Annotated in this window: 13 protein-coding genes and 1 pseudogene; 10 read left to right on the forward strand and 4 right to left on the reverse strand. The window is 72.8% G+C overall.

The genetic code is table 11. The features are described from left to right. Positions 1-45 precede the first annotated feature (45 nt). Positions 46-1,320 carry a capsular polysaccharide export protein, LipB/KpsS family gene (locus tag V8J39_RS22975; protein WP_336463315.1) on the forward strand — a complete coding sequence of 425 codons (1,275 nt, stop codon included), beginning with the start codon at positions 46-48 and terminating at the stop codon, positions 1,318-1,320. Next, entirely contained in the window at positions 1,317-2,105 is a 789-nt protein-coding gene (locus tag V8J39_RS22980; RefSeq protein ID WP_336463316.1) for an SDR family NAD(P)-dependent oxidoreductase, read from the forward strand. Before V8J39_RS22975 ends, V8J39_RS22980 begins: the two co-directional genes overlap by 4 nt. Here V8J39_RS22980 and V8J39_RS22985 read toward each other — a convergent pair. Both V8J39_RS22985 and V8J39_RS22990 read right to left on the reverse strand, forming a co-directional pair. Then, positions 2,102-3,403 (reverse strand): aminotransferase class I/II-fold pyridoxal phosphate-dependent enzyme, encoded by a 1,302-nt coding sequence (locus V8J39_RS22985; RefSeq protein ID WP_336463317.1) that lies wholly within the window; start codon positions 3,401-3,403, stop codon positions 2,102-2,104. The two genes, V8J39_RS22980 and V8J39_RS22985, sit on opposite strands and share 4 nt — an antisense overlap. Next, positions 3,400-10,368: an SDR family NAD(P)-dependent oxidoreductase gene (locus V8J39_RS22990; protein ID WP_336463318.1), complete on the reverse strand. Its 6,969-nt coding sequence runs from the start codon at positions 10,366-10,368 to the stop codon at positions 3,400-3,402. Before V8J39_RS22990 ends, V8J39_RS22985 begins: the two co-directional genes overlap by 4 nt. Positions 10,369-10,889: 521 nt before the next feature. Between V8J39_RS22990 and repA the strand changes: the two genes are divergently transcribed. The 8 genes from repA (at position 10,890) to V8J39_RS23030 (ending at position 23,208) form a co-directional block, all read left to right on the forward strand. Continuing rightward, positions 10,890-12,002 (forward strand): plasmid partitioning protein RepA, encoded by a 1,113-nt coding sequence (gene repA / locus V8J39_RS22995; protein WP_442902629.1) that lies wholly within the window; start codon positions 10,890-10,892, stop codon positions 12,000-12,002. A 1-nt stretch (position 12,003) separates the two neighbouring features. Then, positions 12,004-12,966 (forward strand): plasmid partitioning protein RepB, encoded by a 963-nt coding sequence (repB, locus tag V8J39_RS23000; RefSeq protein WP_336463320.1) that lies wholly within the window; start codon positions 12,004-12,006, stop codon positions 12,964-12,966. A gap of 226 nt (positions 12,967-13,192) precedes the next feature. Continuing rightward, positions 13,193-14,377: a plasmid replication protein RepC gene (repC, locus tag V8J39_RS23005; RefSeq protein ID WP_336463321.1), complete on the forward strand. Its 1,185-nt coding sequence runs from the start codon at positions 13,193-13,195 to the stop codon at positions 14,375-14,377. 215 nt (positions 14,378-14,592) lie between these two features. Further along, the gene (locus V8J39_RS23010; protein ID WP_336463322.1) at positions 14,593-17,010 is read left to right on the forward strand and encodes a glycosyltransferase; all 2,418 of its coding nucleotides are present in this window, start codon (positions 14,593-14,595) and stop codon (positions 17,008-17,010) included. Positions 17,011-17,104: 94 nt separating this feature from the next. After that, positions 17,105-20,830 carry a rhamnosyltransferase WsaF family glycosyltransferase gene (locus V8J39_RS23015; protein ID WP_336463323.1) on the forward strand — a complete coding sequence of 1,242 codons (3,726 nt, stop codon included), beginning with the start codon at positions 17,105-17,107 and terminating at the stop codon, positions 20,828-20,830. Between the two features lie 11 nt (positions 20,831-20,841). Further along, positions 20,842-21,663 carry a hypothetical protein gene (locus V8J39_RS23020; protein ID WP_336463324.1) on the forward strand — a complete coding sequence of 274 codons (822 nt, stop codon included), beginning with the start codon at positions 20,842-20,844 and terminating at the stop codon, positions 21,661-21,663. Positions 21,664-21,727: 64 nt separating this feature from the next. After that, complete coding sequence (locus V8J39_RS23025) at positions 21,728-22,450, forward strand: DapH/DapD/GlmU-related protein (RefSeq protein WP_336463325.1); 723 nt, start codon at positions 21,728-21,730, stop codon at positions 22,448-22,450. Further along, positions 22,450-23,208 carry a sulfotransferase family 2 domain-containing protein gene (locus tag V8J39_RS23030; protein ID WP_336463326.1) on the forward strand — a complete coding sequence of 253 codons (759 nt, stop codon included), beginning with the start codon at positions 22,450-22,452 and terminating at the stop codon, positions 23,206-23,208. The genes V8J39_RS23025 and V8J39_RS23030 overlap by 1 nt, the downstream gene beginning before the upstream one ends. A gap of 973 nt (positions 23,209-24,181) precedes the next feature. Here V8J39_RS23030 and V8J39_RS23035 read toward each other — a convergent pair. Together V8J39_RS23035 and V8J39_RS23040 are read right to left on the reverse strand one after the other, a co-directional pair. Continuing rightward, a complete protein-coding gene (locus V8J39_RS23035; protein WP_336463327.1) occupies positions 24,182-24,583 on the reverse strand; it encodes a hypothetical protein in 402 nt (133 codons plus the stop codon). A gap of 113 nt (positions 24,584-24,696) precedes the next feature. Next, a pseudogene (locus tag V8J39_RS23040) lies at positions 24,697-25,106 on the reverse strand (IS5/IS1182 family transposase); the annotation flags it as partial.

Here is a 25,106-nt window from a genome sequence, read left to right on the forward strand (position 1 = left end):
AGGCGGAAGGCGATTCCTGCATCTGCCCGCGTCTGGGAAATCAGCATGTCTGAGAACAGCTTGCCCGAAAAAGGATCTTCTCTTTCTGGGCGGCGCATCCTGTTCCTGCAAGGACCGTCCTCGCCGTTCTTCGCTGCCGCGGCACAATTTTGCGTTGCATTTGGTGCATATGTTACGCGCCTCGGCGTCTCCCCCGCCGATCGCCTGTATTGGCGGCGGGCCGGGCCCTATCTGCCGTTTCGCGCGCCGCCCGAGACCTTCGCCGAGATCTTCGCCGACCTCCTGCACCGCCTGGCGCCGACCGACCTGGTCATGCTGGGCGACGGGCGCTTCCACCATGCCGTGGCGCTGTCGGTGCTGCGCGCGACCGGCCATCCCGCGACGCCCTGGATCGTCGAACACGGCTACCTGCGCCCGGACCTGATCGCGGTCGAGACCTGGGGCATGGGCGGGCGATCGGGCATCCCCGCCGCCTGGGCCGCGCGGCGCGACGAGGCCGCGCCGATGGCCACCCCCGCCCTGCCCCGCGCCTCGTTCCTGCGCTACGCGGCTCTCGACCTCGGCTACCACGCGACGAACCTCGCGCTCGCGCCGCTGCGCTATCCGCATTACCGGCCCCATGCGCTCGACGGGCCGGTGGCCGAATACGCGGGCTGGATCGGCAAGGGGCTGCGCCGGCCCGCCCGCCGCGCCGGGCGCCGCCGGGCCGAGACGCGCATCGCCGCCGGCGACGGCCCGCTGTTCCTGTTCCCGCTGCAGCTGGCCACCGACTACCAGATCCGCACTCACGGCACCGGCCAGCCGCTGGCCGCGATCCTGGCCGAGGTGGTGGCCTGCTTCGCCCGCCACGCCCCGCCCGCGGCGCGGCTGGTGGTGAAGGGCCATCCGCTCGACAACGGCCGCGCCCGCTGGGACCGGCAGCTGGCCGGGCTGGCCGGGACCCTCGGCGAGCGGGTGATCTGGCTTGATGGCGGCGACCTGCCGGCGCTGATCGCCCGCGCCGCCGGCGTCGTCACCGTCAACAGCACCGTCGGGCTCACGGCGCTGGCGGCAGGGCGGCCGGTGAAGACCCTCGGCCGGGCGATCTACGACCTGCCGCGGCTGACCGACCCGCAGCCGCTCGCCTGCTTCTGGCAGGCGCCGCGCGCGCCCGACCCGGTCGAGACCGCGGCCTTCCTGCGCTTCCTGCGCCGCGACTACCACGTGCCCGGCGGCTTCGACGGACCCGCCGCGCGGATCGGCGCGCGCGCCCTGGCCGAGCGCCTCGCCGCCCCGCCGCCCCCCGCCCCGCCCTGGGTCGCCACCGGAACAGAGGCATGAGCTTGCGCACCATCGTCCTCACCGGGGCCAGCGGCGGGCTCGGCCGCGCGCTCGCCGCCGAGCTGGCGGCACCGGGGCGCCGGCTGCTTCTGTGCGGCCGCGACCCGGACCGGCTCGCCGCCGCCGCGGCGGCCGCCCGCGCCCGCGGCGCCGAGGTCGACCTGCTCACGCTGCCGCTGACCGCGCCCGCCGCCGTGGCCGCGGCGCTGGTCGCCTATGACCGACGCCACCCGATCGACCTCCTGATCGCCAATGCGGGCGTGAAGACCGGGCAAGAGCATGGCTGCGAGCCGATCGGCGAGTCCGAGAGAGTGATCGCGGTCAATCTGACGGCGAACCTGCATATCGTGCAGGCGGTCGTGCCGGGCATGCGCACGCGCGGCCGGGGCCGGATCGCCCTGGTTTCGTCTCTGGCGGCGCTGTCGCCGCATGCCGACCTGCTGAGCTATTCGGCCACGAAGGCGGGCCTTCGCGCCTATGGCATCGCGCTGCGCCGGGCGCTGCGTGGCAGTGGCGTCGGGGTCAGCGTGATCACCCCGGGCTTCATCGACACGCCGATGACCGACCGCCACCTCGGCCCGCGCCCGCTGACGCTGCCGCCCGAGACGGCCGCGCGGATCATCGCGCGCGGCCTCGCGCGCGGGCGGGCGCAGATCGCCTTCCCGGCGCTGCTCGTGGCGCTCGTGCGGCTGGAGGACCTGCTGCCGCGCCCCCTCGGCGACTGGATCGACAGCTTCACCCGCGCCCGCACCCTGCCCGACGCCGATGAAGAGGCCCGGCGCTAGAACCGCAGCGCCCGGGCGGCGTCGGTCACCGCGACGATGGCGCCGACCAGCGCCTCGACATGGTCGGGCAGGTGGTCGGCGTTGAGGAAGATGCGCAGCCGCGCCGCCTTGTCGGGCACCGCCGGCGCGATGATCGGCAGCACGTTGAAGCCGCGCTCGAGCAGCCGGGCCGAGGCCCAGACCGCGCGGGCGCTGTCGCCGATCAGCACCGGCACGATCGCGTGACCCTCGGCCGGCCCGCAATCGAGCCCGGCCGCGCGCGCCGTCGCGTTCAGATGGCTGCCAAGCGCCTGCAGCCGCCGCACCCGCCCCGGCTCGGCCCGCAGCGCCGCCAGCGCCGCCGTCGCCGCCGCGGCGCTCGGGGCCGGAAGGCCCACCGAATACAGGAACCCCGGCGCGGTGTGCATCAGCTCGATCAGCGGCAAGGGCCCGGCGACGAAGCCGCCGGCAGCGCAAAAGGCCTTGGACAGCGTCCCCATCGTCACGTCGATCTCGCCGGGGGCGATGCCCTGCGCCTCGGCCAGACCGCGGCCGGTGGCGCCCAGCACGCCGATCGAATGCGCCTCGTCGATCATCAGCCAGCCGTCGTGCCGGCGCTTGACCTCGACGAAGCGGGCCAGATCGGGGGTGTCGCCATCCATGGAATAGAGACCCTCGATCACGATCAGCAGCCGGCCGTGGCGGTCGCGCGCGGTGTCGAGATGGCGGTCGAGCCAGGCCCAGTCGTTGTGCGGAAAGCTCACGTGCGACGCGCCCGAGACCCGGATCCCCTCGAAGACCGAATTGTGGGCCAGCGCGTCCACCGCCACCAGATCGCCGGGGCCGACCATCATCCGCAGGATCGCCTGGTTCGTCGCATGGCCCGACACCATGGCCAGCGCCGCCGGCTGCCCCAGAAACTCCGCCAGCCCGCGTTCCAGCGACAGGTGATAGGGATAGTCGCCCCCCACCAGCCGCGAGGCGGTGCTCGACACGCCCCAGTCGGCCACCGCCCGCGCCACCGCCTCGCGCACCGGGGCCGAGCGGTTCAGCGACAGGTAGTCGTACGAGGCGAAGTTGCGCCGCCAGCTGCCGCCGATGCGGACCTCGGTGCCGCGCACGGCCTCGATCTCGCGGAAGAACGGGTTCGGCAGCGCCAGCGCCTCGGCGCCCATCCGGGCCATCTGCACCTGACGGTAGCCGGGCAGCGTGGTCAGGTCGGTGCGCGACGGGTCGCGCCCGGTGCGCGGCGGTGCCGCGGCGACGGGGCCCGCATGGCGCGCGCGCAGCGCCGCCATCATCTGGCTGCGCCCGCTCATGTCCCGGTCCTGCGGTCGACCTGCGCCACGATCCGCGCCCGGGTCTCGTGCGAGACGGTCTCGCCGGTCAGGTGCCGCTCGGCCAGCTCCTCGGCCGCGCTCGCCGCGCCGCCCCGGTCGAGCGCGTCGAACAGCTGCTGCACCAGCGCGCCGATCCCCAGATCCTCGGTCAGGCCGCGCAGCGGCACCTCGCGGCCCAGCCGCTCCTCGGCCGCCATCTTCAGGTTCATCGCCATCAGGCTGTCGAAACCCATGTCGACGAAGGGCCGCGCGGGGTCGATCTCGGACGGGGCGGCGCGCATGATCCGCGCGACCTCGGCCACCAGGATCTCGGTCACCTCGCGCCGCGCGACCGCGATCCCCCGCCGCGCGACCAGCTCGGACAGGTCGAAGGCGGCATCCGTGCGCCCGCCGCTCAGGTCCACCGCCGCGAACAGCGGGCCCCGGATCACCGGCAGGTCGCGCGCGAGCCGGGCCCAGTCGACGGGCGCGATCGTCACCACGGGCGGCGGCGCCCCGGCGCCGATCACCTCGCCCAGCGCGGCCAGCGCCTCGTCCGCGGTCAGAAGCCGGCCCAGCTGCCGCGCGAGCACGGCGCCAAGCGCCGGGTCGCGCGCGACCATGCCCGCGTCCGCGACCGGACCCCAGGCGATCGCGAGGCCGCAAAGCCCCTCGGCCCGGCGCGCCGCGGCCAGCGCCTCGAGCGCGTGGCTCGCGGCGACATAGGCCGCTTGCCCCGGGTTGCCGAACCGGGCCGAAACCGAGGAATAGAGCCAGAAGTGGCGCGGCCCGAGCGGCCGGGTCAGCCGGTCGAGCAGCCGCGCCCCGTCCACCTTCGGCGCCAGCACCGCCGCGAGCGTCGCGTCCGCCGCCTGCTGGAACAGGCCGTCGTCCAGCACCGCCGCCGCATGGACCACCCCGGCAAGCGGCCCGCCCTGCCCGATCCGGTCGATCAGCGCGGCCATGGCCCGTTCGTTGGTCACATCGACCGCGACAGGCTCTACGCGCGCGCCGATCGCCTCGATCGCGGCCCGGTCTTCGGGCGGAATACTGCCGCTGCGGCTGGCCAGCCACAGCTCTGTCGCGCCCTGCCACGCAAGCCAGCGCGCGGTCGCAAGCCCGAAGCCGCCGGTGCCGCCGGTGATCAGCCAGCGCCCCGAGAGATCGGGTACCCCGGCCTCGCGCCGCGGCACCAGATGCGGGTCCGGCGCGCGCAGCACGATCTTGCCAAGATGGCCCGAGCGCTGCATCAGCCCGAACGCCTCGGCCACCTCCGCGGCCGCGAAGATCCTGACCGGCGGCAGCCGCAGCCGGCCCTCGGCCAGCCCCGCGGCCACCCGCGCCATCACCCGCGCGGCGACCCCAGGGCGATGCGCCACCAGCTGGTCGACATCGACCGCCATCAGCGAGACATTGTCGCGCAGCGCCCTGAGCGCGATCAGGTTGTTGGCATAGATGTCGCGCTTGCCCAGCTCGACGAAGCGGCCGAAGGGGGCAAGCGCGGCGATCCCGCGCTCCATCGCCTCGCCGGCCTGCGCGTTCAGCACCACGTCGACGCCGCGCCCGCCGGTCAGCGCCCGGGCCCGGTCGCCGAAATCGGCGCTGCGGCTGTCGAGCACGGCCTCGAGCCCCAGCGCCTGCAGGAAGCGGCGTTTCTCGGGGCTGCCGGCGGTGGCGATGATGCGGGCACCGATCGCCTGTGCGACCTGCACCGCCGCCAGGCCCACGCCACTTGCCGCGCCATGGATCAGCACCGTCTCGTCGGGCTGCAGCCGCGCAAGCTCGCCCAGCGCGTAATCGGCTGTCAGGTAGATCACCGGCACCGAGGCCGCGATTTCGGGCGTGATGCCGGGCGGCAGCGCCATCACCGCCGAGGCGGCGACGGTCACGTGGCTGGCGAAGGCCTGCGGGGCGAAGGCGATCACCGGCTCGCCCGGCGCAAAGCCCGCCCCCGGCCCGGCGCGCAGGATGCGCCCCGCGCATTCCATGCCGAAGCCCTGCCCGGCAAAGCCCGCCTCGATCGCCTCGGGCGGGACCAGCCCCTGCCCCCACATCAGGTCGCGGAAGTTCAGCGCCGTCGCCTCGACCGCGATTTCGACCTCTCCGGGGCCGGGGGCGCGGCGGGGCGCGGCGACCCAGCCCAGATCCTCGAGCGTGGCGCTGCGGCGCGGGCTGTGCAGGATCACCCGGTCGTCGGGCCCCGGGGGCACGGCGCGCGGATCGCAGGGCAGCAGGCGGGGGCCTGCGATGCCCTCCGGGCCCGCGACCAGCTCGTGCTCGTCGCTCGTCGCCAGCTGCACGGCCAGCAGCCCGAGGTCCGCCCCCGGCGCGACGGTGGCGCAGCGCAGGTCGCGCCCGGTCTCGTTGGCCAGCACCCGGCGCCAGCCCGGCAGCGTCTCCGCCGCGGCGACCAGCCACAGCGGCTGCCCGGGCGGCAGGTCGCGCAGCGCGGCCGGTTCGACCCGGTCGAGCGCCAGAACCGCAGGCCCGCCCTCATCCGCCGGCGCGGTGCAGCAGGCCCGCAGCGCCGCGGCCAGCGCGCCCGTGCCCTGCACAGCCAATGCCGGGAGGGCCGGCTCCGGCGTGGCTGCCCGCGCGGTCAGCAGCCGCAGGTGTTCGCCCGCGGCGGCGGCGGCCAGCTCCGGCGCGATCCCGGCCCCGGCCAGGATCGCGGCCAGCCGGTCGAGCGCGCCGGGCGTGCCCGACCGGCCGGTGAGCCGGGCGAACAGGTCGATCTCTTCCTCGATCAGCAGCACCGCGCCGCCCGGGGCGACAAGGCCCGGCACGCGGTGCCAGTCGGCCGCCGGCAGCGTCTCGGCGACATTGGCGCCGACGACGAGGTCGAAGCGCTCGCCGGGCCCGGGATCGTCGAGGGCGGCAAAGCGCAGGCCCGGGCGGTCATAATGCAGCCGCTCGGCCGCCAGCGCCTCGGGGTCGAGGCCGATGCGCGTCACGATGCGGCCCGGGCCGGCCAGCGCCGCCAGAAGCGCGCCATCGACCGCGCCCAGCACCGCGACATGGCCGCGGATCGCCCCCGCCTCGGCCGCGAGCGCACCCGCAAGCGCCCGGCGCGCCCGGGCCGCGGGCGGCTCGCGCGGCGGCGGGCGCCCGCAATCCGCGGCCAGCACCGCCTGAAGCTCGGCCTGCACGTCCTCGGGCGCTTCGGACAGCGCGGCGATCAGCGGGTCGAGCGCGGGCCAGGGGCAGTCGGCCTCGTCGGCCTGCGGATCGGCGTGGAAATCCAGAACCCCCTGCCCCACCAGCCAGTCGAGCGCCGGGGCCAGCCGGTCGTCGGTGCGCCCCGACATCACCAGGTCCCAGGCAAGCCGCCCCGCGATCGCGCCGCGCAGCACGTCGGCATCCGACGGCGGGGCCCCCGGCGCGCGCGCCAGCGCCGTGGCCAGCGCCGGCAGCGGCACCCGGCCGGTGCCGGCGACCGGCACCAGCGTCTCGGTCCAGAACAGCGTCTCGCGCGGGCGCGGCAGCGGCATCGCCCGCAGCCGCAGCCCCTCGATCCGCGCGACCTCGCGCCCCGCGTCGTCCAGCAGCCGCAGGTCGGCCTCGGCGCCCTCGTCGCCGGCGTGGCGCAGGCTCAGCACCCCGCCCGCGACCCGTCCCGGCGCCAGCCGCCGCAGCCGCCCGACCCGTCCCGGCACCAGCGGCCCCGCCCCGGGCGCGCGGCGAAGCGGCGCGAAGGCCGCCAGCCCATGCATCACCGCGTCAAGCGCGGTCGGGTCGATCAGCATCCCGTCCAGCCCCGCGCCGCCAAGGCGCAGCCGCAGCTCCGCCCCGGCCCAGCCAAGCGCCTCGGCCCGGGCGAAGGCTGGGCCGTAGGCCAGCCCCGCCCCGGCGAGACCGGCGTAAAGCGACCCTGTTTCGGCCCAATCCACCGCTTCGGGCGCGGCCGGCAGGGGCGCGGCCGGCACCGCGGCGAAGACCCGCGCGACCGCCACCGGCAGCCATCCCGCCGCCCCGCCCTGCTCGATCACCATCCGGCGCGCCGACGGCTCCCAGGTGGTGCGCAGGGGGATCTCGGCCGCCTCGGGCAGCTCGACCGCGCGCAGGATCTCGACATCGCGCAGCTCCCAGCCGAAGGCGCCGAATTCCTCCTCGGCGGCGGCGGCCAGCATCTCGAGCATCGCGGCGGCGGGCAGGATCACCCGCCCGCCGACCCGGTGATCGGCCAGCCACGGCAGCCGCGCGACCGAGACCGAGCCGCGCCAGGCCGGCAGGTCGGGCGCGACCCGCCCGCCCAGCAGCGGGTGCTGCGGGCGACGGCCGAACAGGTCGGGCCCGCGCGCGGCCTCGAGCCGCAGGGTCTTGCGCTCGAACGCCGCCGCGGGCGGGGCCGAGCGGTAGGGCCGCGCCGGGCCCAGCACGCGGGTCTCGTCCAGCGCCGCGCCCGCGGCCAGGGCCCGGCGGGCCAGCGCCGGGGCCTGGCGCAGCGCGGCCCGCGCGGGGTCGAGCGTGTCGAGCACGACGGCCCCCGCCCCCGCCGTCTCGAGCGTTTCGGCGACATAGCCGCGCAGGACCGCCCGCGGCGAGATCTCAACGATCATGCGAAAGCCGTCGCGGGCCAGCGCCTCGATCCCCTGGCGGAAGGCGACGGGGCGGCGGGCGTTGCGCCACCAGTAGTCGCCGTCGGGCGCGATGTCGTCGGCGCGCCGGCCCGAGAATCCCGCGTAGAACGCCGTGCCCGTGCCCATGCCGCCGGTGCCCGTGCGCCCGCCGATGCCGGCCAGCGCGGCGCGCATCTCGCGTTCCAGCGTGTCGACGGCGCGGCCGTGATAGGGATAGGCTACGGCCAGCACCTTGCCCGCGATCCGGGCCGCGCGCGCGGCCCGGACCAGCGCGGTCAGGGCCGGGCCCGGGCCGCTGACGGTGACGCTGGCGGGGCTGTTCTCGGCCGCGATGTCGAGCGGCAGGCCCGCCGCGGCGATCAGCGCCTCGGCCTCGGCCCGGCCGGTGGCGAGCGCGGCCATGCCGCCGGTCTCGAACAGCGGCTGAAAGCTTTTCGCCCGCGCCAGCACCACCCGCACCGCGTCCGCCCGCGACAGCCGCCCGGCGGCGACATTGGCCGCGACCTCGCCCAGCGAATGGCCAAGGCAGGCCGCGGGGCGCAGCCCGGCCGCGGCCAGCGCGTCGACGATGGCGAGCTGCACGGCCAGGTGCAGCGGCTGCGCGATGCCCGCGGGGCGCAGCGCCGCCTCGGGCTGGTCGTCGAGCAGAAGCGGCAGCAGCGCCGGCCCGCCCGCCGCCGCGACCAGCGCCGCCGTCGCGTCGAAACTGTCGCGAAACGCCGGGTCGCCGGCATGGTTCGCGCGGGCCATCCCGCTCCAGATCGCGCCGTTGCCCGAGAAGACGAAGGCCACCGGCAGCGCCCGGCGCGGGCTGCGCGGCGGGGCGGCCTGCAGGTGCTCGCCCGCGCGCCAGGCCGCGATCTCGGCCTCGAGCGTCGCGATCGTCCCGGCGCCAAGGCACAGCCGGTGGCGCAGCCGCGCGCGGTTGTGGTTGGCATTGGCGATCTGCAGCGCGAGGTCCGCGGGGCGCGCCGCGACCAGCGCCTGCCAGCGCGCGACCAGCGCGTCCAGCGCGGCGGGGCTCTGCGCGCTCAGCATCAGCGCGGGCGGCAGGGCGGGCGGCGCGGCGCCGACCTCGGCCAGCACCACCTCGGCCAGCATCGGCTCTGGCTCGACCGAGGCCAGCACCGCATGGGCATTGGCGCCGCCGAAGCCAAAGGAATTCACCGCCGCCAGCGCCCCCGGCCCGGTCAAGTCGAGCGGTCGCGCATCGCGGGCGAGCGTGAGGTTCAGCGCCTCGAAATCGATCTCGGGGTTCGGCTCCTCGGCATGGAGCGAGGCCGGAATCAGACCCTTTTCCAGCACGAATTGCGCCTTCAGCAGCCCGACGAGGCCCGAGGCGGGCTCGAGATGGCCGAAGTTCGTCTTGGCCGAGCCGATCGGCAGCGGCCGCGCCCGGCCGGCGCCATAGACCGCGCCGATCGCGCGCGCCTCGCGCGGGTCGCCGACCGGGGTGCCGGTGCCATGCGCCTCGACATAGGCCATGCGCGCGGGGTCGAGGCCGAAGCGGTCGCAGACCTCCGAGATCAGGCGGGCCTGCTGCGCCTCGGAGGGGATGGTGATCGCGGTGGTGCGCCCGGCGGTGTTGACCCCGGTCCCGACCAGGCGCGAGCGGATGCGCGCGCCCGCGGCCCGCGCCACCTCCTCGGCCTGCAGCACGAAGACCACCGCGCCCTCGGCCCGGACATAGCCGTCGGCGCCCTTGCCGAAGGCGGCGCAGCGGCCGTTCGGCGACAGCATCGTCGCATGGCTGAAGCCGACGAAGGGCACCGGCGACAGCAGCAGGTTGACGCCGCCGACGATGGCGGTGTCGATCTCGCGCGCCGCCAGCGCCCGCCGCGCCTGATCAAGCGCCACCAGCGACGAGGAACAGGCGGTGTCGACGGTCAGCGACGGCCCGCGCAGGTCCCAGGTGTACGAGATCCGGTTGGCCAGGATCGACAGCGTGTTGCCCAGCATGAACTGCGCCCCGACAACGCCCGGGTCATGCTGTCCGACCACCGAGTGGTCCACGCCCGAGGCGCCGACGAAGACCCCGGCGCGGTCGCGGTCCAGCCGGTCGGGATCGAGGCCGGCATGGGCCATCGCCTCGGCCGCAAGCTCCAGCAGCAGGCGCTGCTGCGGGTCCATCTGCTCGGCCTCGGCGGGGGCGATGCCGAAATAGTTCGCGTCGAAGTCGAAGGCGGTGTCGAGCACGCCCGCGGCGCGGGTCAGGCTGCGCCCCGCCTCGATCCGCCCGGGCGCGAGGAAATGCATCGAGGCCCAGCGATCCTCGGGGATCTCGGTGACCGCGCTGCGCCCGCCGGCCATCACCCCCCAGGCCTCGTCGGCGCTCGGGGCTCCGGGCAGGCGGGCGGCGTAACCGATGATGGCGATTGGGCGCATGGTTTCAACTCGTTATGCCGCGCCCGACCGGGGACGCCCCCCAAGGATTTCCCGGCAACGGATCGAAGTCGAAGCTTAGATGACTACAACTTTAGGCAGCACTGCAGCCGCAGCATCCGCGGCACCGCCCGGCACCCCGCACGGCCACGGACCGAGTCGCCCGCGCCGCGCAGGACCACGAAATGAGGGTCGCGGCTGCAGATGGCGCCGTCGCGTGGCCGAAAGACACCACATGTTGATTGTCGCGGATTCCCAAGACCTTGGTCGCGGCGCGACCTGACAATCGCCCCGGCGCTAAGCCCCGAGAAAATAGATCAAATACAAGAAACCCTTGCGTGGCCGGGAATCTCGCCCATAAAGGAACGCAAATAAGAGATCTGGCGCAAAAAAGCGTTCCGGACAGGGCAGCCCGGCAAGAGACCGGACCAAGGCAGGCGGACAGCGACGTGACAAGCCAGATCAGGATTGACCAGCGGGTCCGGGCGAATGCCGAGAACCTCGCGCAGGCGCTGCAGAACCACATGCTGAAGGTCTATGCGCCGGATGCAAGCAAGATCCTGCGCCGCTTCTCGGCCGGCGAGACCGCCGAGCTGCTGGGCATCTCGGCCAGCCACCTGCGCAAGCTTCATTTCGAGGAGCGCATCCCCGAGGTCGAGACCTCGGCCGGCGGCCGGCGCAGCTATGCGCTGGCCGACATCAACGCGATCCGCGACGCGCTCGAGACGGCGGCGCGGGCCGCGGGCAAGCCCACGGGCCAGTTCCGCCCCGGCCGCCGGCCCGGCGACCCGCTGCAGGTGCTGTCGTTCCTGAACTTCAAGGGCGGCTCGGGCAAGACCACCAGCTCGATCCACGTCGCGCAGCGCCTCGCGCTCAAGGGCTACCGGGTGCTGGCGGTCGACATCGACCCGCAGGCCTCGCTGACCACGCTGTTCGGCTATCGCCCGGAATACGATTTCCTCGACAGCGGCACGATCTACGACGCGCTGCGCTATGACGAGCCGGTGCCGATCGCCCAAGTGATCCGCAAGACCTATTTCGACGGGCTCGACCTCGCCCCCGGCGGGCTGATCCTGCAGGAGTTCGAGCACGAGACCCCGCAGGCGCTGATCGCGCAGGTCACGCCGCCGTTCTTCGCGCGGATGGCCGCCGTGCTGGCCGAGGTCGAGGCCGAGTATGACGTCGTCGTCATCGATTGCCCGCCGCAGCTGGGCTACATGACGATGTCGGCGCTCTGCGCCTCGACCGGGGTGCTGGTCACGGTGGTGCCGAACATGCTCGACATCGCCTCGATGTCGCAGTTCCTGCAGATGACCTCGTCCCTGCTCGAGGTGGTCTCGGGCGCGGGGGCGAGCATGGAATTCGACTTCCTGCGGTTCCTGATCAACCGGTACGAGCCGCACGACGGGCCGCAGCAGCAGATGGTGGCCTTCCTGCGCCAGCTGTTCGGCGACGAGGTGATGGTCACGACGATGCTGAAATCGACCGCGATCTCGGATGCCGGGCTGACGCAGCAGACGCTGTACGAGATCGAGCGCGCGCAGTTCCACCGCACCACCTATGACCGCGCGGTCGAGTCACTGAACCTTGTCAACGATGAGGTCGAGTCGCTCATAGCAAAGGCATGGGGGCGCTGAGATGGCACGCAAGGGACTGTTCACACCCGACATCCTGCCGGCGGCGGACACGCCCGCCCCGGCTTCGGCGCCCAAGCTGATGCCGCGCGGGGCCGTGGGGGCGCTGCAGTCGTCGCTGTCGCGGATGCAGACCAACGCGGTGCAGGAAATCGCGCCCGAGCTGATCGAGGATGCCGGGGTCGAGGACCGGCTGGGCATCGATCCCGAGGCCGACGCGCAGCTTGTCGCGTCGATGCGGGCCTATGGCCAGCAGGTGCCGGTGCTGCTGCGCCCGCACCCGTCGAAAGAGGGGCGCTATCAGATCGTCTACGGCCGCCGCCGCCTGCGCGCGCTGCGCGAGATCGGCCAGCCTGTGAAGGCGATGGTGCGCCAGCTTGACGACGGCGCGCTGGTGATGGCGCAGGGGCAGGAGAACACCGCCCGCCAGGACCTGAGCTTCATCGAGAAGGCCAGCTTCGCGGCGCAGCTCTCGGCGCTCGGCTACGACCGGCAGACGACCTGCGACGCGCTCAGCATCGACCAGCCGATGCTGAGCCGGATGCTGAAGGTCGGGCAGGCCTTCGCCATCGACTTCCTGCGCCAGATCGGCCCCGCGCCCGCGATCGGCCGCGACCGCTGGCGCGACCTTGTCGCCGCGCTCGAGGCACCGGGCGCGCGCGAGCGGGTGCATGCCTTCATGCGCGGCCCCGATTTCGTCCGGCTGGCAAGCGATGCCCGGTTCGAGGCGGTGCTGGCGCGCGCCCGCGCCAAGGGCCGGGCCGCCGCCGTGGCGCCCGAGGCGCGCACCCTGCGCGGCGACGACGGCCGCGCGCTGGCCGAGCTGCGCCAGGGCGCGCGCGGCGTCACGCTGAACGTCCCCGCGCGCGGGGCCGAAGGATTCGACCGGTGGCTGGGCGAGCATGCCGAGGCGCTGGTCCGCGAACTTCACGACCGTTTCCGGGCCGAAGGCCCCGGCGACGCATAAGGTCGGAAGCCGGCGCAGGCCGGAAGACCGGGGGCCCGCCGGGCACCCGTGAGGCAGAGGCACCAGACAGGAGGCACGAGCAGAAGGCAAAAGAAAAGCCCCCCAGGATCAGATCCCGGAAGGCCTATCTCACGTGTAGCAACCCGAGATAAGCGCCCTTTCCCCTGACTGTCAACATCGCCGATTCGGTGGTGCGGGGAGATTTTGTCTTTCGTGAACGGATGACATGAAGCACTTCTCCCGGATGCGCTCCGGGGGGCTGGATCAGGCGTGCCCGGTCCCTGCCCCCTCGGCCGCGCTCGACAAGTGGCAGCTGCTGGCCGCGCTGGAAGACTGCGGCCAGGACTACGGCCTCGGCTACCGCGAGCTTGGGGTGCTGCGCGCGCTCGTCTCGCTCTTTGCCGAACGCGACCTGTCGCGACTGGACCAGAGCGTGGTCTTCCCCTCGAACGAGACGCTGGCCCAGCGGCTGGACGGGATGCCGGTCTCGACGATGCGGCGCCACCTGTCGCGGCTCGTGGCCTCGGGGCTTGTCGGCCGCCGGCTCAGCCCGAACGGCAAGCGCTATGCCCGGCGCGACCGCACCGGCACCGTGATCCGCGCCTTTGGCTTCGACCTCGCGCCGCTGGTCGCGGCCGCGCCCGGGATCCTCGCCCGGGCCGAGGACGCGCGCGACCTTGCCTGCACCCTCGCCGCCCGGCGCGAGACGCTCTCGCTCCTGCGCCGCGATCTCGAGTGCGATCCCACCGAGGCGGGGCTGGAGCTGGCCGCGCGGATCCGCCAGCTTCTGCGCCGCCGCCTGCGGGGCCCGGCCGCCCTTGCCGCCGTCGAGGCCCTGATCACCGAGGCCGTCGCGATGCCCGGTCCCTGTGGACAGCCCGTCGCGCCGACGCCGGAACTGAGCACCACCGCGCGCGAAATCGAGCAGCACCACCAGAAGTCACAAGAAGACATTATTTTTGAAAAGACCGCGGAGAACGCCGAGCCATCGGGGCCGTCCACGCGATGCCCCATGCCCTGCCCTGCGCCCGGCTCCGAGGTCGGCCCCATGCAGAGAGCCGCTGCGCGCAGGGACCCGGTGCTGACGCCGGCCTCGATCGTCGGGATCTGCACCGAGGCGCTGAGCTTCTATCCCGATGCCGGCGACAGCTGGCGGGCGCTGGAGACGCGGGCCGGGCAGATTGCGGCGATGATCGGGCTCAGTCCGCAGCTGCTGGCGGCCGGCCGCGCCGAGATGGGGCGAGAGGTTCTGGCGACGACGGTGCTGTGCCTGCTGCAGTGCCATGCCCGGATCCGCAATCCCGGCGGCTACCTGTCGCGGCTCATCGCCGAGGCCCGGGCCGGCACCTATCGCTGCGACGGGTTCCTGGCCAGCCTCGCCGCGCAGGCGGGCGGGGCGCGGGCCGCCTGACAGCCGCCCCGCCCGCGGGGGAAAACGCCGCTTTCCAATGCCTTGTCCGCAGCACGGGCCGGCTTTTTAATGAAAATTGTCAGCTGACAACGGTCAAATACGCGTGGTTTCAATGGGTTGGCGAAACCGCCCCCGGCGGCGGCGCCGCGTGGCGCATTGTCAGCCCTGCCCCCCGGCGCTAGCCCGAAGGGACAAGGTTGCCAGTGACGGTCCCGATGCCCAGCACGCCGCGCCTGATCGCCGCCCGACGGGTGCTCGATCACTTCTACTGGACGAAGATGCGGGCGCGCCGCGGCCCGGTGGCCGTCGACGTGCCCGGCGGCCCGCGGATCGAGATCCTGTCGCTGGTCGCGCGCGATGCCCGGATGCGGATCGCGGCGCGGGCCGCGGGGCCGGTCCGGCTGACATCGGATGCCGGCATGGCGCTCGCCCGCCCCGACGCCGGCGGCCGGATCGAGGTCGAGCTGGCGGCGATGCGCCACCTCGTCTGGCACGACGACGCCCGCGGCCTCAGCCGGCCGCTGCCGGTCTACCGCCGCCGCGACCACCTGCGCGCCGCGCTGGCCGCGGCGCTGGACCTCGCGACCTTCCCGCTGCGCCACGGCGCCGACATCTGGGCCTATTTCCGCCATGGCGACAGCGCCGCCGGCGACCGGATGGAGCGGGCGCTGCTGCCGCTGCTGGTCGCGCCCGAGACGCTGGCGCAGGCGACCGACGGCTTCTTCGGCGCGGCGCCGATGCCGGTGGTGAGCGACGCCGTCACCATCGTGCTGCCGGTCTACGACGCGGCCGAGGTGCTGGCCGAATGCCTTGCGAACCTCGCCGCCCATACGCCCGAGCCGCACCGGGTGGTGATCGTCAACGACGCCTCGCCCGATCCGCGGATCGCGCCGATGCTTGCCGGCTTTGCCAGCCGTCATCCGGGCGCGACGGTGCTGACCAACCCCGGCAACATCGGCTTCATCGGCTCGGTCAACCGCGGCCTCGCCTCGGCGCGGGGGCATGTGGTGCTGCTGAATTCCGACGCGCTGGTGCCGCCCGGCTGGCTCACCCGGCTGATGGCGCCGCTGCTGGCGGATGCCGGCATCGCCTCGGTCACGCCGCTGTCGAACGATGCCGAGATCTTCGGCGCCCCGGTCGAATGCCGGCCCCGCGTGCTGTCGGCCGGCGAGGCCGAGGGCGCGGACCGGGCGGCGGCGCGGCTCGACTGGCGGGTGGCGCGGGCCGAGGCGCCGACCGGCGTCGGCTTCTGCATGGCGATGGCGCGGCCCTGGCTGGACCGGATCCCCGCCTTCGACACCGCCTTCGGCCGCGGCTATGGCGAAGAGGTCGACTGGTGCCGCAAGACCGCCGCGCTCGGCGCCCGCCACCTTGGCCTTGCCACGCTGTTCGTCGAACATCGCGCGGGCAGCTCGTTCGGTGCCGAGAAGGCGGCGCGGGTGGCGGCGAACAACCGGCTGGTCGCCGCGCGCTATCCGACCTACGACCTGTCGGTCGCGCGCTGGCGCGAGGCCGATCCGCTGCTGGGGCCGCGGATCGCGGTCGGGCTGGGGCTGATCGCGGGCGGGCTCGGCGGCGCGGCGCTGCCGGTCTATCTGGCGCACCGGCTGGGCGGCGGCGCCGAGCACTGGCTGCGGGACCGGATCGCCGAACACGTGGGGCAGGGCGGCGGCGCGCTGGTCCTGCGCGACGACCCCGACAGCGGCCGCGTGCTGGCCGAGCTGCACTGCGCGCAGGGGGTGACCCGCGGCCTGCTCGCGCCCGGCGACGCGCAGGCGCTGCTCGCCATCCCGCCGCGGATCGAGCTGATCTATTCCTGCCTTGTCGAGGCCGCCGATCCGCTGGGCTTCGCCACCGGCTTCGCCGACCGGCTTCGCCCCGGGGACGGGCTGGCGCTGCTGTTTCACGACTTCCTGCCGCTCTGCCCCTCGTACTGCCTCGTGTCGGCGGCGGGGCGGTCCTGCGGCCTGCCCGGTCCCGCGGCCTGCCAGGCCTGCTATGGCGCGCTGCCGGTGACCTCGGGCGCGCGGCCGGCGACGATCGCGGCCTGGCGCGCCGGCTGGCGGGCGCTGGCCGAACGGGCCGGGCGGCTTGTGGTCTTCTCGCAGGACAGCCGCCGGCAGGTGCTGCGCGTCTGGCCCGAGATGGCCGCGAAGATCGCCGTGGTGCCGCATCGCATCGGCCACCTGCCGCGCACCGTCCGCCCGGCCGGGCCCCGCACGGCAGTTGGAACGGTGCTCGGCGTGCTGGGCGGCATCGGCCGGCAGAAGGGGGCCGGGGTGCTGCGCGACCTTGCCGACCGGGCCGATCCCGGGCTGCGGATCGTGGTCATCGGCCAGATCGACCCGGCCTATGCCCATCCCGGCATCACCGTGCACGGCGCCTATGACCGCGACGAGATCGCCGCGCTGGCCGAGCGTCATGGCATCGACTGCTGGCTGATCCCGTCGATCTGGCCCGAAACCTTCTGCTACACGGTGCACGAGGCGCTGGCGACCGGCCTGCCGGTCTTCGCCTTCGACATCGGTGCGCAGGGCGACGCCGTCCGCGCCGCGCCGAACGGGCGGCTGCTGCCGCTCGGGCGGGGGCTGTCGGCTGCCGATTTCCGGCCGCTCGTCGCGGCGGCGGAATAGGAGTTGCAACGCGCATGTGCAACCGTAGATTGAACTTCAAGGCCCTTGGCGGCGGGCAAGGGCGGCGGGCGGTACCGGGTGAATGGGTGTGTGGATGCAGGTGAGAGTGGACCGCGACGTGGCCAAGCCGGACATGGCGCCGCCGACCCGGACCGAGGAGCGCGAGGCGCTGGAACGCGCCTTCGACGCCCGGTTCTACCTGTGGCAGCTTGGCGGCATGGTGCCGGCCTCGGGGCTGGAGCACTACCTGCGCGAGGGATGGAAGCTCGGGCTCGACCCCGCGCCGAACTTCTGCACCCGGTCCTATCTTGCGATGAACGACGACGTGCGCGACGCCGGCAAGAACCCGTTCGAGCACTGGGTGCTGTTCGGCCGGGCCGAGAAGCGGGCGCGCAGACCGTCGTCGCGGCTCGATCCCGCGGTGCGGATGCTGGCGGGGCAGGGAGAGCTGGATTTCGAGACCGCGCAGCTGGTCGCCCGCGGCTACCGGGCGGTGCGGCCGGCGCACGGGGCGCCGACGCGGCGGGGGCCGGCGCTGAAGGATTATCTGGGCGGCGCGTGGCGGGCGCGGGTGGCGCTGCCCGGTGCCGCGATCGGCGAGAGCGGCCCCGGCCCGGACGGCGCGGCAAGCTATGACGCGGCCGAGCGCGCGGCGCTGCTGGCGGCGATGCACCGGCGCGGCCACGGGCCCGAGCGGGTGGCGCTGATCGGCGAGCTTGCAGATCCCGACTGGTATGCCGGGCGCTGCGCCGCGATCGGCCTGCCGGGTCCGGCGGCGCTTGGCTGCGACATCGCCAGCCACTACCTCGCGCTCGGGCGCTATTTCGCGCTGTCGGTCACGCCGCTTTTCGACCCGGGCGCCTATCTCGACGCCGCGCTCGCGCGCGGGCTCGACCGGATCTGGCCCTGCGACGCGCTGATCCACTATCTCGAGATCGGCGAGGCGCTGGGGCTGCGGCCCTGCTGCTTCTTCAATCCCGCGCAGTACCGTGCGCGCCACATGTCCGCGCCCGGCTCGGCGCTGCGGCACTACGTGCGCGAAGGGGCGGCGGCCGGGTACGACCCCTCGCCGGCCTTTCCCGCCGCGTGGTACCGCCGAACCCACGGCGTCTCGGCGCCCGATGCGCTCGCGCATTTCTGCACGCTCGGCATGGCCGAGGGGCGGGCGCCGCACCCGCTGCTGGATGTCGACTGGTACCGCGCGCGCCACCGGCTGGCGACGGCGGCCGATGCCGTGCGCCACTATGTCTCGAAGGGCTTCGCGCAGGATCTCGACCCGCATCCGCTGGTCTCGACCCGGTTCATCGCGGCGCAGCTGCCCGCCGGCCGCACCGGCGACACGGCGGTCGAGCGGTATTTCGACCGGGCCGCGACGGTCGATCCGCACCCGCTGTTCAGCAGCGCCTACTACCTGTCCCAGGGCGCGGCCGTGGCGCAGCCGCTGGTCGACTACCTCGGGTCCGCGGGCCGGGAAGGGGGCGCGCGCCGCCCGCGGCCGAACCCCTATTTCGACGATGACAGCTATTACGCCGCCCGCCCCGACGTGCGCGGCTCGGCGATCCCGCCGCTCTATCACTATGCCGTCGCGGGCGGGTTCGAGAAGAACATCGCCGTGCATCCGCTGATCGATCACCGGGTGCTGATGGACAGCCTGGGCGAGCTGCGCGGGCGCACCCCGCTCGAGCTTCTGATGACCGGCGAGGCGGGCGCGCGGGCGCGGGTCCGCCGGCTGTCGGCCGAGTGCGACACCCAGAACCGCTCGCGCTGGCAGCCCGTCGCGCTGGAAATCGACGCCGCCGCGCCGGCGCTGCCGCCGCTGCCGCCCGAGGGGCCGGCGGTCGCGGTGCTGGCGCATGTCTTCTACACCGACCTGCTGCCCGAGGTGATCGCGCTGATGGCCAACATGCCCGGCCGGTGCCGGCTGCTGGTCTCGACCGACACCGCCGGCAAGCGCCACGAGATCCTGGCGGCGCTGGCCCGTGCCGGGATCGCCGATGCCGAGGTCCGGGTGTTCGAGAACCGCGGCCGCGACATCGCGCCCTCGCTTCTGGGCTTTCTCGACCGGCTGGAGGGGGTCGACTACGCGCTGCATGTCCACACCAAGCGCTCGCGCCACTACGGGCAGTCCTTCGACCGCTGGCGGCGCTACCTGTTCGAGGAGAATGCGGGCTCGCCCGCCCGGGTCGACGCGATCCTGCGCCAGTTCCAGGCCGAGCCCGCGCTGGGGGCGCTGGCGCCGGTGGATTTCGGCCCGATCCGCAAGCTGATCAGCTGGGGCCACGACCGCGCCATGGTCGAGGGGCTGATGACGCTGGCCGGGCGGCCCGGCAGCCTGCGCGAGGTCTCGCTGGAATTTCCCAGCGGCTCGATGTTCTGGTTCCGGGTCGCGGCGCTTGGCGCGCTGGCGCGGGCGGGGCTGCGGCACCACCATTTCGACCCCGAGGAGGGGCAGGTCGACGGCACGCTCGCCCATGCGATCGAGCGGGCGCTGTTCCTGCTGGCCGAGGTCGAGGGGTTCGACTGGGCGCGGTTCTGCTCGGGCGAGCGGCTGGGCGGCTACGCCGTCACCCGCGAGCTGCGGTTCGCGCGCTCGCGGCTGCTGTCGCCGCAGGCCGCGGCCGAGCCGGTGGCGGCCAGCCTGCCCGAGACGCGGCCGTTCTTCTGCCGCGCCGTCGACAATCCGCGCCCGCGGCTGAACCTGCTGATCCCGACCGCGGACCTGCAGCGCGGCTATGCCGGCGTGTCCGAGGCGATCCGCCAGTTCCGCGCGATCGGTGCGCGGCTCGGGGCAGGGGGCGACCTGCGGATCATCGCGACCGACGTGCCCTTCACCAACATGACCCTCTCGCCCGAGGGGTTCGCGACCGTCGACAGCCTGGCCGACGAGGGCGACATGATCGTCGCCCCCGGCTTCCTGCGCGACACCCAGCCGCTGAGCCTGCGCCGCGGCGACCGTTTCGTCGCCTCGGCCTGGTGGACGGCGCGGCAGGGCTTCGCGCTGCTCGACGAACAGGCGCGGCTGTTCGGCGGCGACGACCGGCGCCGGCTGGTCTACCTGATCCAGGATTTCGAGCCCGGCTTCTACGCCTGGTCCACCCGCTATGCCCTGGCCGAGAGCACCTATCGCCACCCCGATCGCACGATCGCGGTGTTCAACACCCCGCTGCTGGCCGGGTTCATGCAGGCCCGCTACGCCTTCCCGGCCGCCGCGACCTATCGCCCGATGATCAACGAGGCGCTGCTGATCCCCGGGGCCGCGCGCCTGCCGCCTGCCGCGCGCGAGCGGATCGTGCTGCTCTATGCCCGGCCGCATGCCGAGCGCAACTGCCTCGAGATGATCGACGCGATCGTCTTCGCCTGCCGCCGGCAGGACCCGGCGTTCTGGGCCGATTGGCGGTTCTGCGCGATCGGCGAGGATTTCCTGCCCGGCGCGATGCGCAGCGACGCCGAGATCCTCGGGCGGCTGTCGCTCGGGGCGTATCGCGACCTGCTGGGGCGGGCGCGGCTGGGGATCAGCATCATGGTCTCGCCGCACCCGAGCTATCCGCCGCTCGAGATGGCGGCGAACGGGGTGCGGGTGCTGACCAACCGCTACGAGGGCAAGGACCTGTCGACGCTGCACGGCAACATCGAGAGCTTCGACCTCTACGATCCCGCCGCGCTGGCCGACCGGCTGCGCGCCATGGCCACGGCCGGGGGCGAGGCGGGACGGCCGAAGGTCGACTGGTTCTTCGAGGGCGGCAACAACCTCGACGAGGTCGCGCGGCAGGTCGCGGCCGCGCTGGCGGCCGATCCGGTCCTGCCGCCGGCTGACAGGTGAAAGAGGCAGTCATGGGCAAGCGGATCATCCTGCATGTCGGCGCGCCGAAATGCGGGTCGACCTATCTGCAGCGCGTGCTGCTGAACAATGCCGAGGCGCTGGCCGCGCTGCACTGCGCCTATCCGCACGACGGCTCGCCGCATCCCGGCAACGCGGCCGAGCTGGGCCGCTTCACCCCGGACTGGATGCACGAGGCCTTCCGGCCCGGCGTGGACACGCTGCTGCTGAGCCACGAGGATCTTCTCTACGACCCGCGCGGGCGCCAGGCCTTCGCCGAGGCCAGCGCCCGGGCCGGGGTCAGGGTGTCGGTCGTCGCCTTCTGCCGGCCGTTCAACGAGATCGTCTTCGGCGACTATTCGCAGCACATGAAGCAGTTCTTCGACAGATATCTCGCGCAGCGCAGCGCCTATGACGGCGCGTCGTTCGAAAGCTTCGCCGATCGTCGGATCGCGCTGCAGAGCCCGAGCGCGAGCCTCGAGGCCTGGCAGCGTGCCTTCCCCGGAGGCGTCACCCTGCGGCCCAGCCGCGAGATCCGGCCGCTGTACGAACAGCTGGTCGGCACCGGGCTGAACTGGCAGGTCAGCGCGCACCAGTCGAACCGCTCGCTGCGGACCGAGGATTGCGAGCGGATCGCGGCGGCCATCGCCGACCTGTCGCTGCCCGAGGCCGCGGTGCGCGAGCTGTATCGCGCCGCGTTCCACCGGGCAGGGGAGGGCGACGGCGGCCGGACGCCCGAACGGATCCGCCACATCGAGGACCGGCTGCGTGACGAGAACGAAAGGCTGCTGCAACGCTTCGGCGTCGACAACCGCGCCGCGATCCTGCAGCCATGATCTTTGTGTCCCGGACCGCATCCGCCATCCGCTGCCGCCGCGGCCCGCCCGACCGGGGCCGCCGATGACCGGGCCGCACCAGATCGCGTGGCTGCGCGCCCGCGGGGTCGAGGTCCTGCCGCGCGACGCCACCAAGACCGTGACCCTGCCGCGGCACACCGTGCTCGAGGCGCCGTGCAGCCTGAAATGGACCCAGTACGAATATCTGATCGAACTGGGGGCGTTCTCCTACCAGGTCTCGGGCTACTGCTTCGGGGCGAAGATCGGCCGCTACTGCTCGTTCGGCGAGGAGGTTCAGATCGGGCGGCAGAACCACCCGCTGACCTGGGCCTCGACCAGCCCGGCCTTCTACCTTGGCGACAGGCTCTTCGATCTTGGCGAGGGCTTCGCGGGGGCCGAGGGCTATCACGGCTACAGCTTCGACACGGCGGGGCCGGCGACGAAGGCGAAGATCACCACGATCGGCAACGACGTCTGGATCGGGCATGGCGCGCAGGTCATGGCGGGGGTGACGATCGGCGACGGGGCGGTCGTGGCGGCCGGGGCGGTGGTGGCCAAGGACGTGCCGCCCTATGCGGTGGTCGCGGGCAATCCGGCGGTGATCCGCAAGATGCGCCTGCCGCCGCACCTGGTCTCGCCCTTCCTGCGCCTGCGCTGGTGGCGGTTCGCGCCGTGGCAGCTTGCGGGGCTCGACCCGTCGCGACCGCAGGATTTCATCAACGGCGTCAACAAGATGACCGATGTCGCGCCCTTCGCACCGGACGTGGTCGACCTGAGGAAATCCTGATGACGGCCCCGCGCATCGTCTTCCTGCACATCCCCAAGACCGCCGGCCAGACGATCCATTTCGCGCTCGCGCGGGCCTGCGGCGCGCAGGCGGTCTCGCCGGTGCGCGTGCACAGCCAGGCCGCGCCGGGGCCCGCGCAGCTGCCGCCCGGATACCGGGTCTATTCCGGGCATCTCGACTGGGAGGCGCTCGACACCGTGCCCGCGCCGCGCTTCGTCTTCACCGTGCTGCGCGATCCGCTCGAGCGTATCGCCTCGTTCTATTTCTACCTGCGGCGCGAGGCCGCGAAGCTTTCGCCCGAGGAGCTGGCGCGGCCCGAGCGCACCGGGATGCGGATGGTGCGCGACTGCAGCGTCGACGCGTATTTCACCGGCGGCGATCCGGGCTGGCAGGCCTTCGTGCGCGACCACTACCAGCGGACCTACTGCACCTATCTCGTCACCCGGCGGATGCGCGGTCACCGCGCGGTGGCGGGGCTGTCCGACGACGCGCTGCTGGCGCAGGCGGTCACGGCCGCCCGTGCGCTCGACGGGATCTATGCCGTCACGGACCTCGGCGCGCTCGAGCGCGACCTTGCGGCCCGGGCCGGGATCCGCGCGGCGCTGGCCGGCACCTTCGCCAATGCCGCCGACGCGGGGCAGGGGGAGAGCCGCTGGCAGAAGCTCTCGGCGCTGATCGAGCGCGACGAGACCCGCGCCCGTCTCGAGGACTTCGCGCGCTGCGACCGCCGGCTGATGCAGGCGCTGGGGCTGGGCTAGGCGGTCGCGCCGCCCGGAACAGAGAGCCACCCGTCGGTGCGCCGGTGCCGTCCTATCGCATTCCCTGTCGCTCTGGGTCCCTCTGCCTGGCCTGGCCGCCCGCGCGGGGCGCTGAGCCCCGGGTCCCGCCGATTTTTTGCGGATTTTCGGTTTGAACACCGCGCTCGACGACAGAGCGGCGATGCGGCTGCACCAGGCGCCGCGGATGCTCTCAGATCCATAATGCGCTCAGATCCATCCGGCGAAGATGCGCGAGACTGCGAAATGCTCTCAGATCCATAATGCGCTCAGATCCATCCGGCGAAGATGCGCTCAGATCCATTTTGCGTTTAAATCAATCCAATAGGTCCGATTCGGACCCATCTCGCTGACCGTTTTCGAAATTTTTTCGCCGTTTGCGTTCAACTTTCGGCGTTTTACCCTGTGACAGAGCCAAACCTGTGACAAAAGCTGTGACAGCTAACTAACTGGAATTTATTACTTATTTACCTACTGTCACAAGTGTCACAGGTGTCACAGGGTATTTCGCAACTCATTCGCGCGCACGCGCTCGGGCGCGCACACGCACGCACGCGCGCACGCACGCGCAGAAATACGATTCCGAAAATAGCCTGTGACACCTGTGACACCTGTGACAGTGCCGATTAAGGAAGCAATTTCAGTTAGTTAGCTGTCACAGCTTTTTGTTGAATACAAGGTCCAAACCTGTGACACCTGTGACACCCCTGGGCCGAAGATGCGCTCAGATCCATAATGCGCTCAGATCCATCCGGCGAAGATGCGCTCAGATCCATAACGCGCTCAGATCCATCGGACGAAGATGCGCTCAGATCCATAATGCGCTCAGATCCATCGGACGAAGATGCGCTCAGATCCATTCGGCGTGGTCAGGGTGGTCAGGGTGGGGCGACCGTCCCGCAAAACGAAGAACCCGCCTCGCGGCGGGTCCAACTAGTTCCGCAGAGGAACAGGTTCACAGATCGTCAGGTTCGTCGTCCTCGGGTGGCGGTGCCAGGAGGGCCGGCCAGCCGTTCGTCCGCTTCATCGCCTTGTCATAATGCCCGCGGCACTCCTTGAGTGGCGGAACGATGTAGTACCACTTTCGCGCGCCGCTCCCCACCGCGCGTCGTTGCTTTGTGTCCAGGCCCTCGCAAATGCGTTTGAGCCGCGTCGTGAAAGCGGAGTCGCTGACAACCCCGCCGTCGAAGCGCCGATCGCGCATCCAGATGGAATAGGCGCCGCGCAGAGCGGCTTTGCTGACCACGAGCGGCCCGGCATGCCAGTCGCCCAGATCGTGCCCCTCGTTGTCACCCTCGAGATGGCCAAGTTCGCCGGTCTGCAGGGCATCCAGCCACCACGCTTCGACGTCCTTCACCGTGGCGTCCTTCTGGGCGCTCAGGGGCTCCGTCTGGGGCACCTTGCGCACCTCGAAGCGGCGTTGTTGCACTAATCAGCTGAAGGCCGATCTAGCCCTGTCCCGCTCTGTGTTCAGCCCACGGCGATGATCTCGGCGGTGCCGAGGGTGTTGTATCTGTTCATGATGGCGATCCGGATCTGGATCTCGGCGGTCTGCCTATCAGGGTCGCGTGAGGCGATGCGCTCGCCGAAGGACTTGAGGCAATTCATCCGTGCCTCGACCCGACTTCGGACGTGGTAGCCGACCGACCGCTTCCAGTTGGCTCGTCCCAGGCGTCGGGTCTCGTGCAGGATGCCGTTTCGGGCACGGGCAGCCGGGCAGTCCTCTTTCCAGGGGCGGCCGTTCCGGCGGATGGGAGTGAGGGCATGACCGCCATCGGTCCGAGGGTATGCCCGAACGCCTCAGCTCCCCGCCCGACGATCGCGCCATGACATCGTCTGGTGTCATAGGCACCGTCGGCTGTGACCGAGCCGATCTCTTC

It is taken from the genome of Frigidibacter sp. MR17.24 (assembly GCF_037095655.1).
Taxonomy (GTDB): domain Bacteria; phylum Pseudomonadota; class Alphaproteobacteria; order Rhodobacterales; family Rhodobacteraceae; genus Frigidibacter.

Bases quoted from the DNA above. Each gene is read 5' to 3' on its own strand.
- V8J39_RS22975 (WP_336463315.1), top strand. From the start codon at position 46: ATGTCTGAGAACAGCTTGCCCGAAAAAGGATCTTCTCTTTCTGGGCGG.
- V8J39_RS22980 (WP_336463316.1), top strand. From the start codon at position 1,317: ATGAGCTTGCGCACCATCGTCCTCACCGGGGCCAGCGGCGGGCTCGGC.
- V8J39_RS22985 (WP_336463317.1), bottom strand. From the start codon at position 3,403: ATGAGCGGGCGCAGCCAGATGATGGCGGCGCTGCGCGCGCGCCATGCG.
- V8J39_RS22990 (WP_336463318.1), bottom strand. From the start codon at position 10,368: ATGCGCCCAATCGCCATCATCGGTTACGCCGCCCGCCTGCCCGGAGCC.
- repA (WP_442902629.1), top strand. From the start codon at position 10,890: ATGCTGAAGGTCTATGCGCCGGATGCAAGCAAGATCCTGCGCCGCTTC.
- repB (WP_336463320.1), top strand. From the start codon at position 12,004: ATGGCACGCAAGGGACTGTTCACACCCGACATCCTGCCGGCGGCGGAC.
- repC (WP_336463321.1), top strand. From the start codon at position 13,193: ATGAAGCACTTCTCCCGGATGCGCTCCGGGGGGCTGGATCAGGCGTGC.
- V8J39_RS23010 (WP_336463322.1), top strand. From the start codon at position 14,593: ATGCCCAGCACGCCGCGCCTGATCGCCGCCCGACGGGTGCTCGATCAC.
- V8J39_RS23015 (WP_336463323.1), top strand. From the start codon at position 17,105: ATGCAGGTGAGAGTGGACCGCGACGTGGCCAAGCCGGACATGGCGCCG.
- V8J39_RS23020 (WP_336463324.1), top strand. From the start codon at position 20,842: ATGGGCAAGCGGATCATCCTGCATGTCGGCGCGCCGAAATGCGGGTCG.
- V8J39_RS23025 (WP_336463325.1), top strand. From the start codon at position 21,728: ATGACCGGGCCGCACCAGATCGCGTGGCTGCGCGCCCGCGGGGTCGAG.
- V8J39_RS23030 (WP_336463326.1), top strand. From the start codon at position 22,450: ATGACGGCCCCGCGCATCGTCTTCCTGCACATCCCCAAGACCGCCGGC.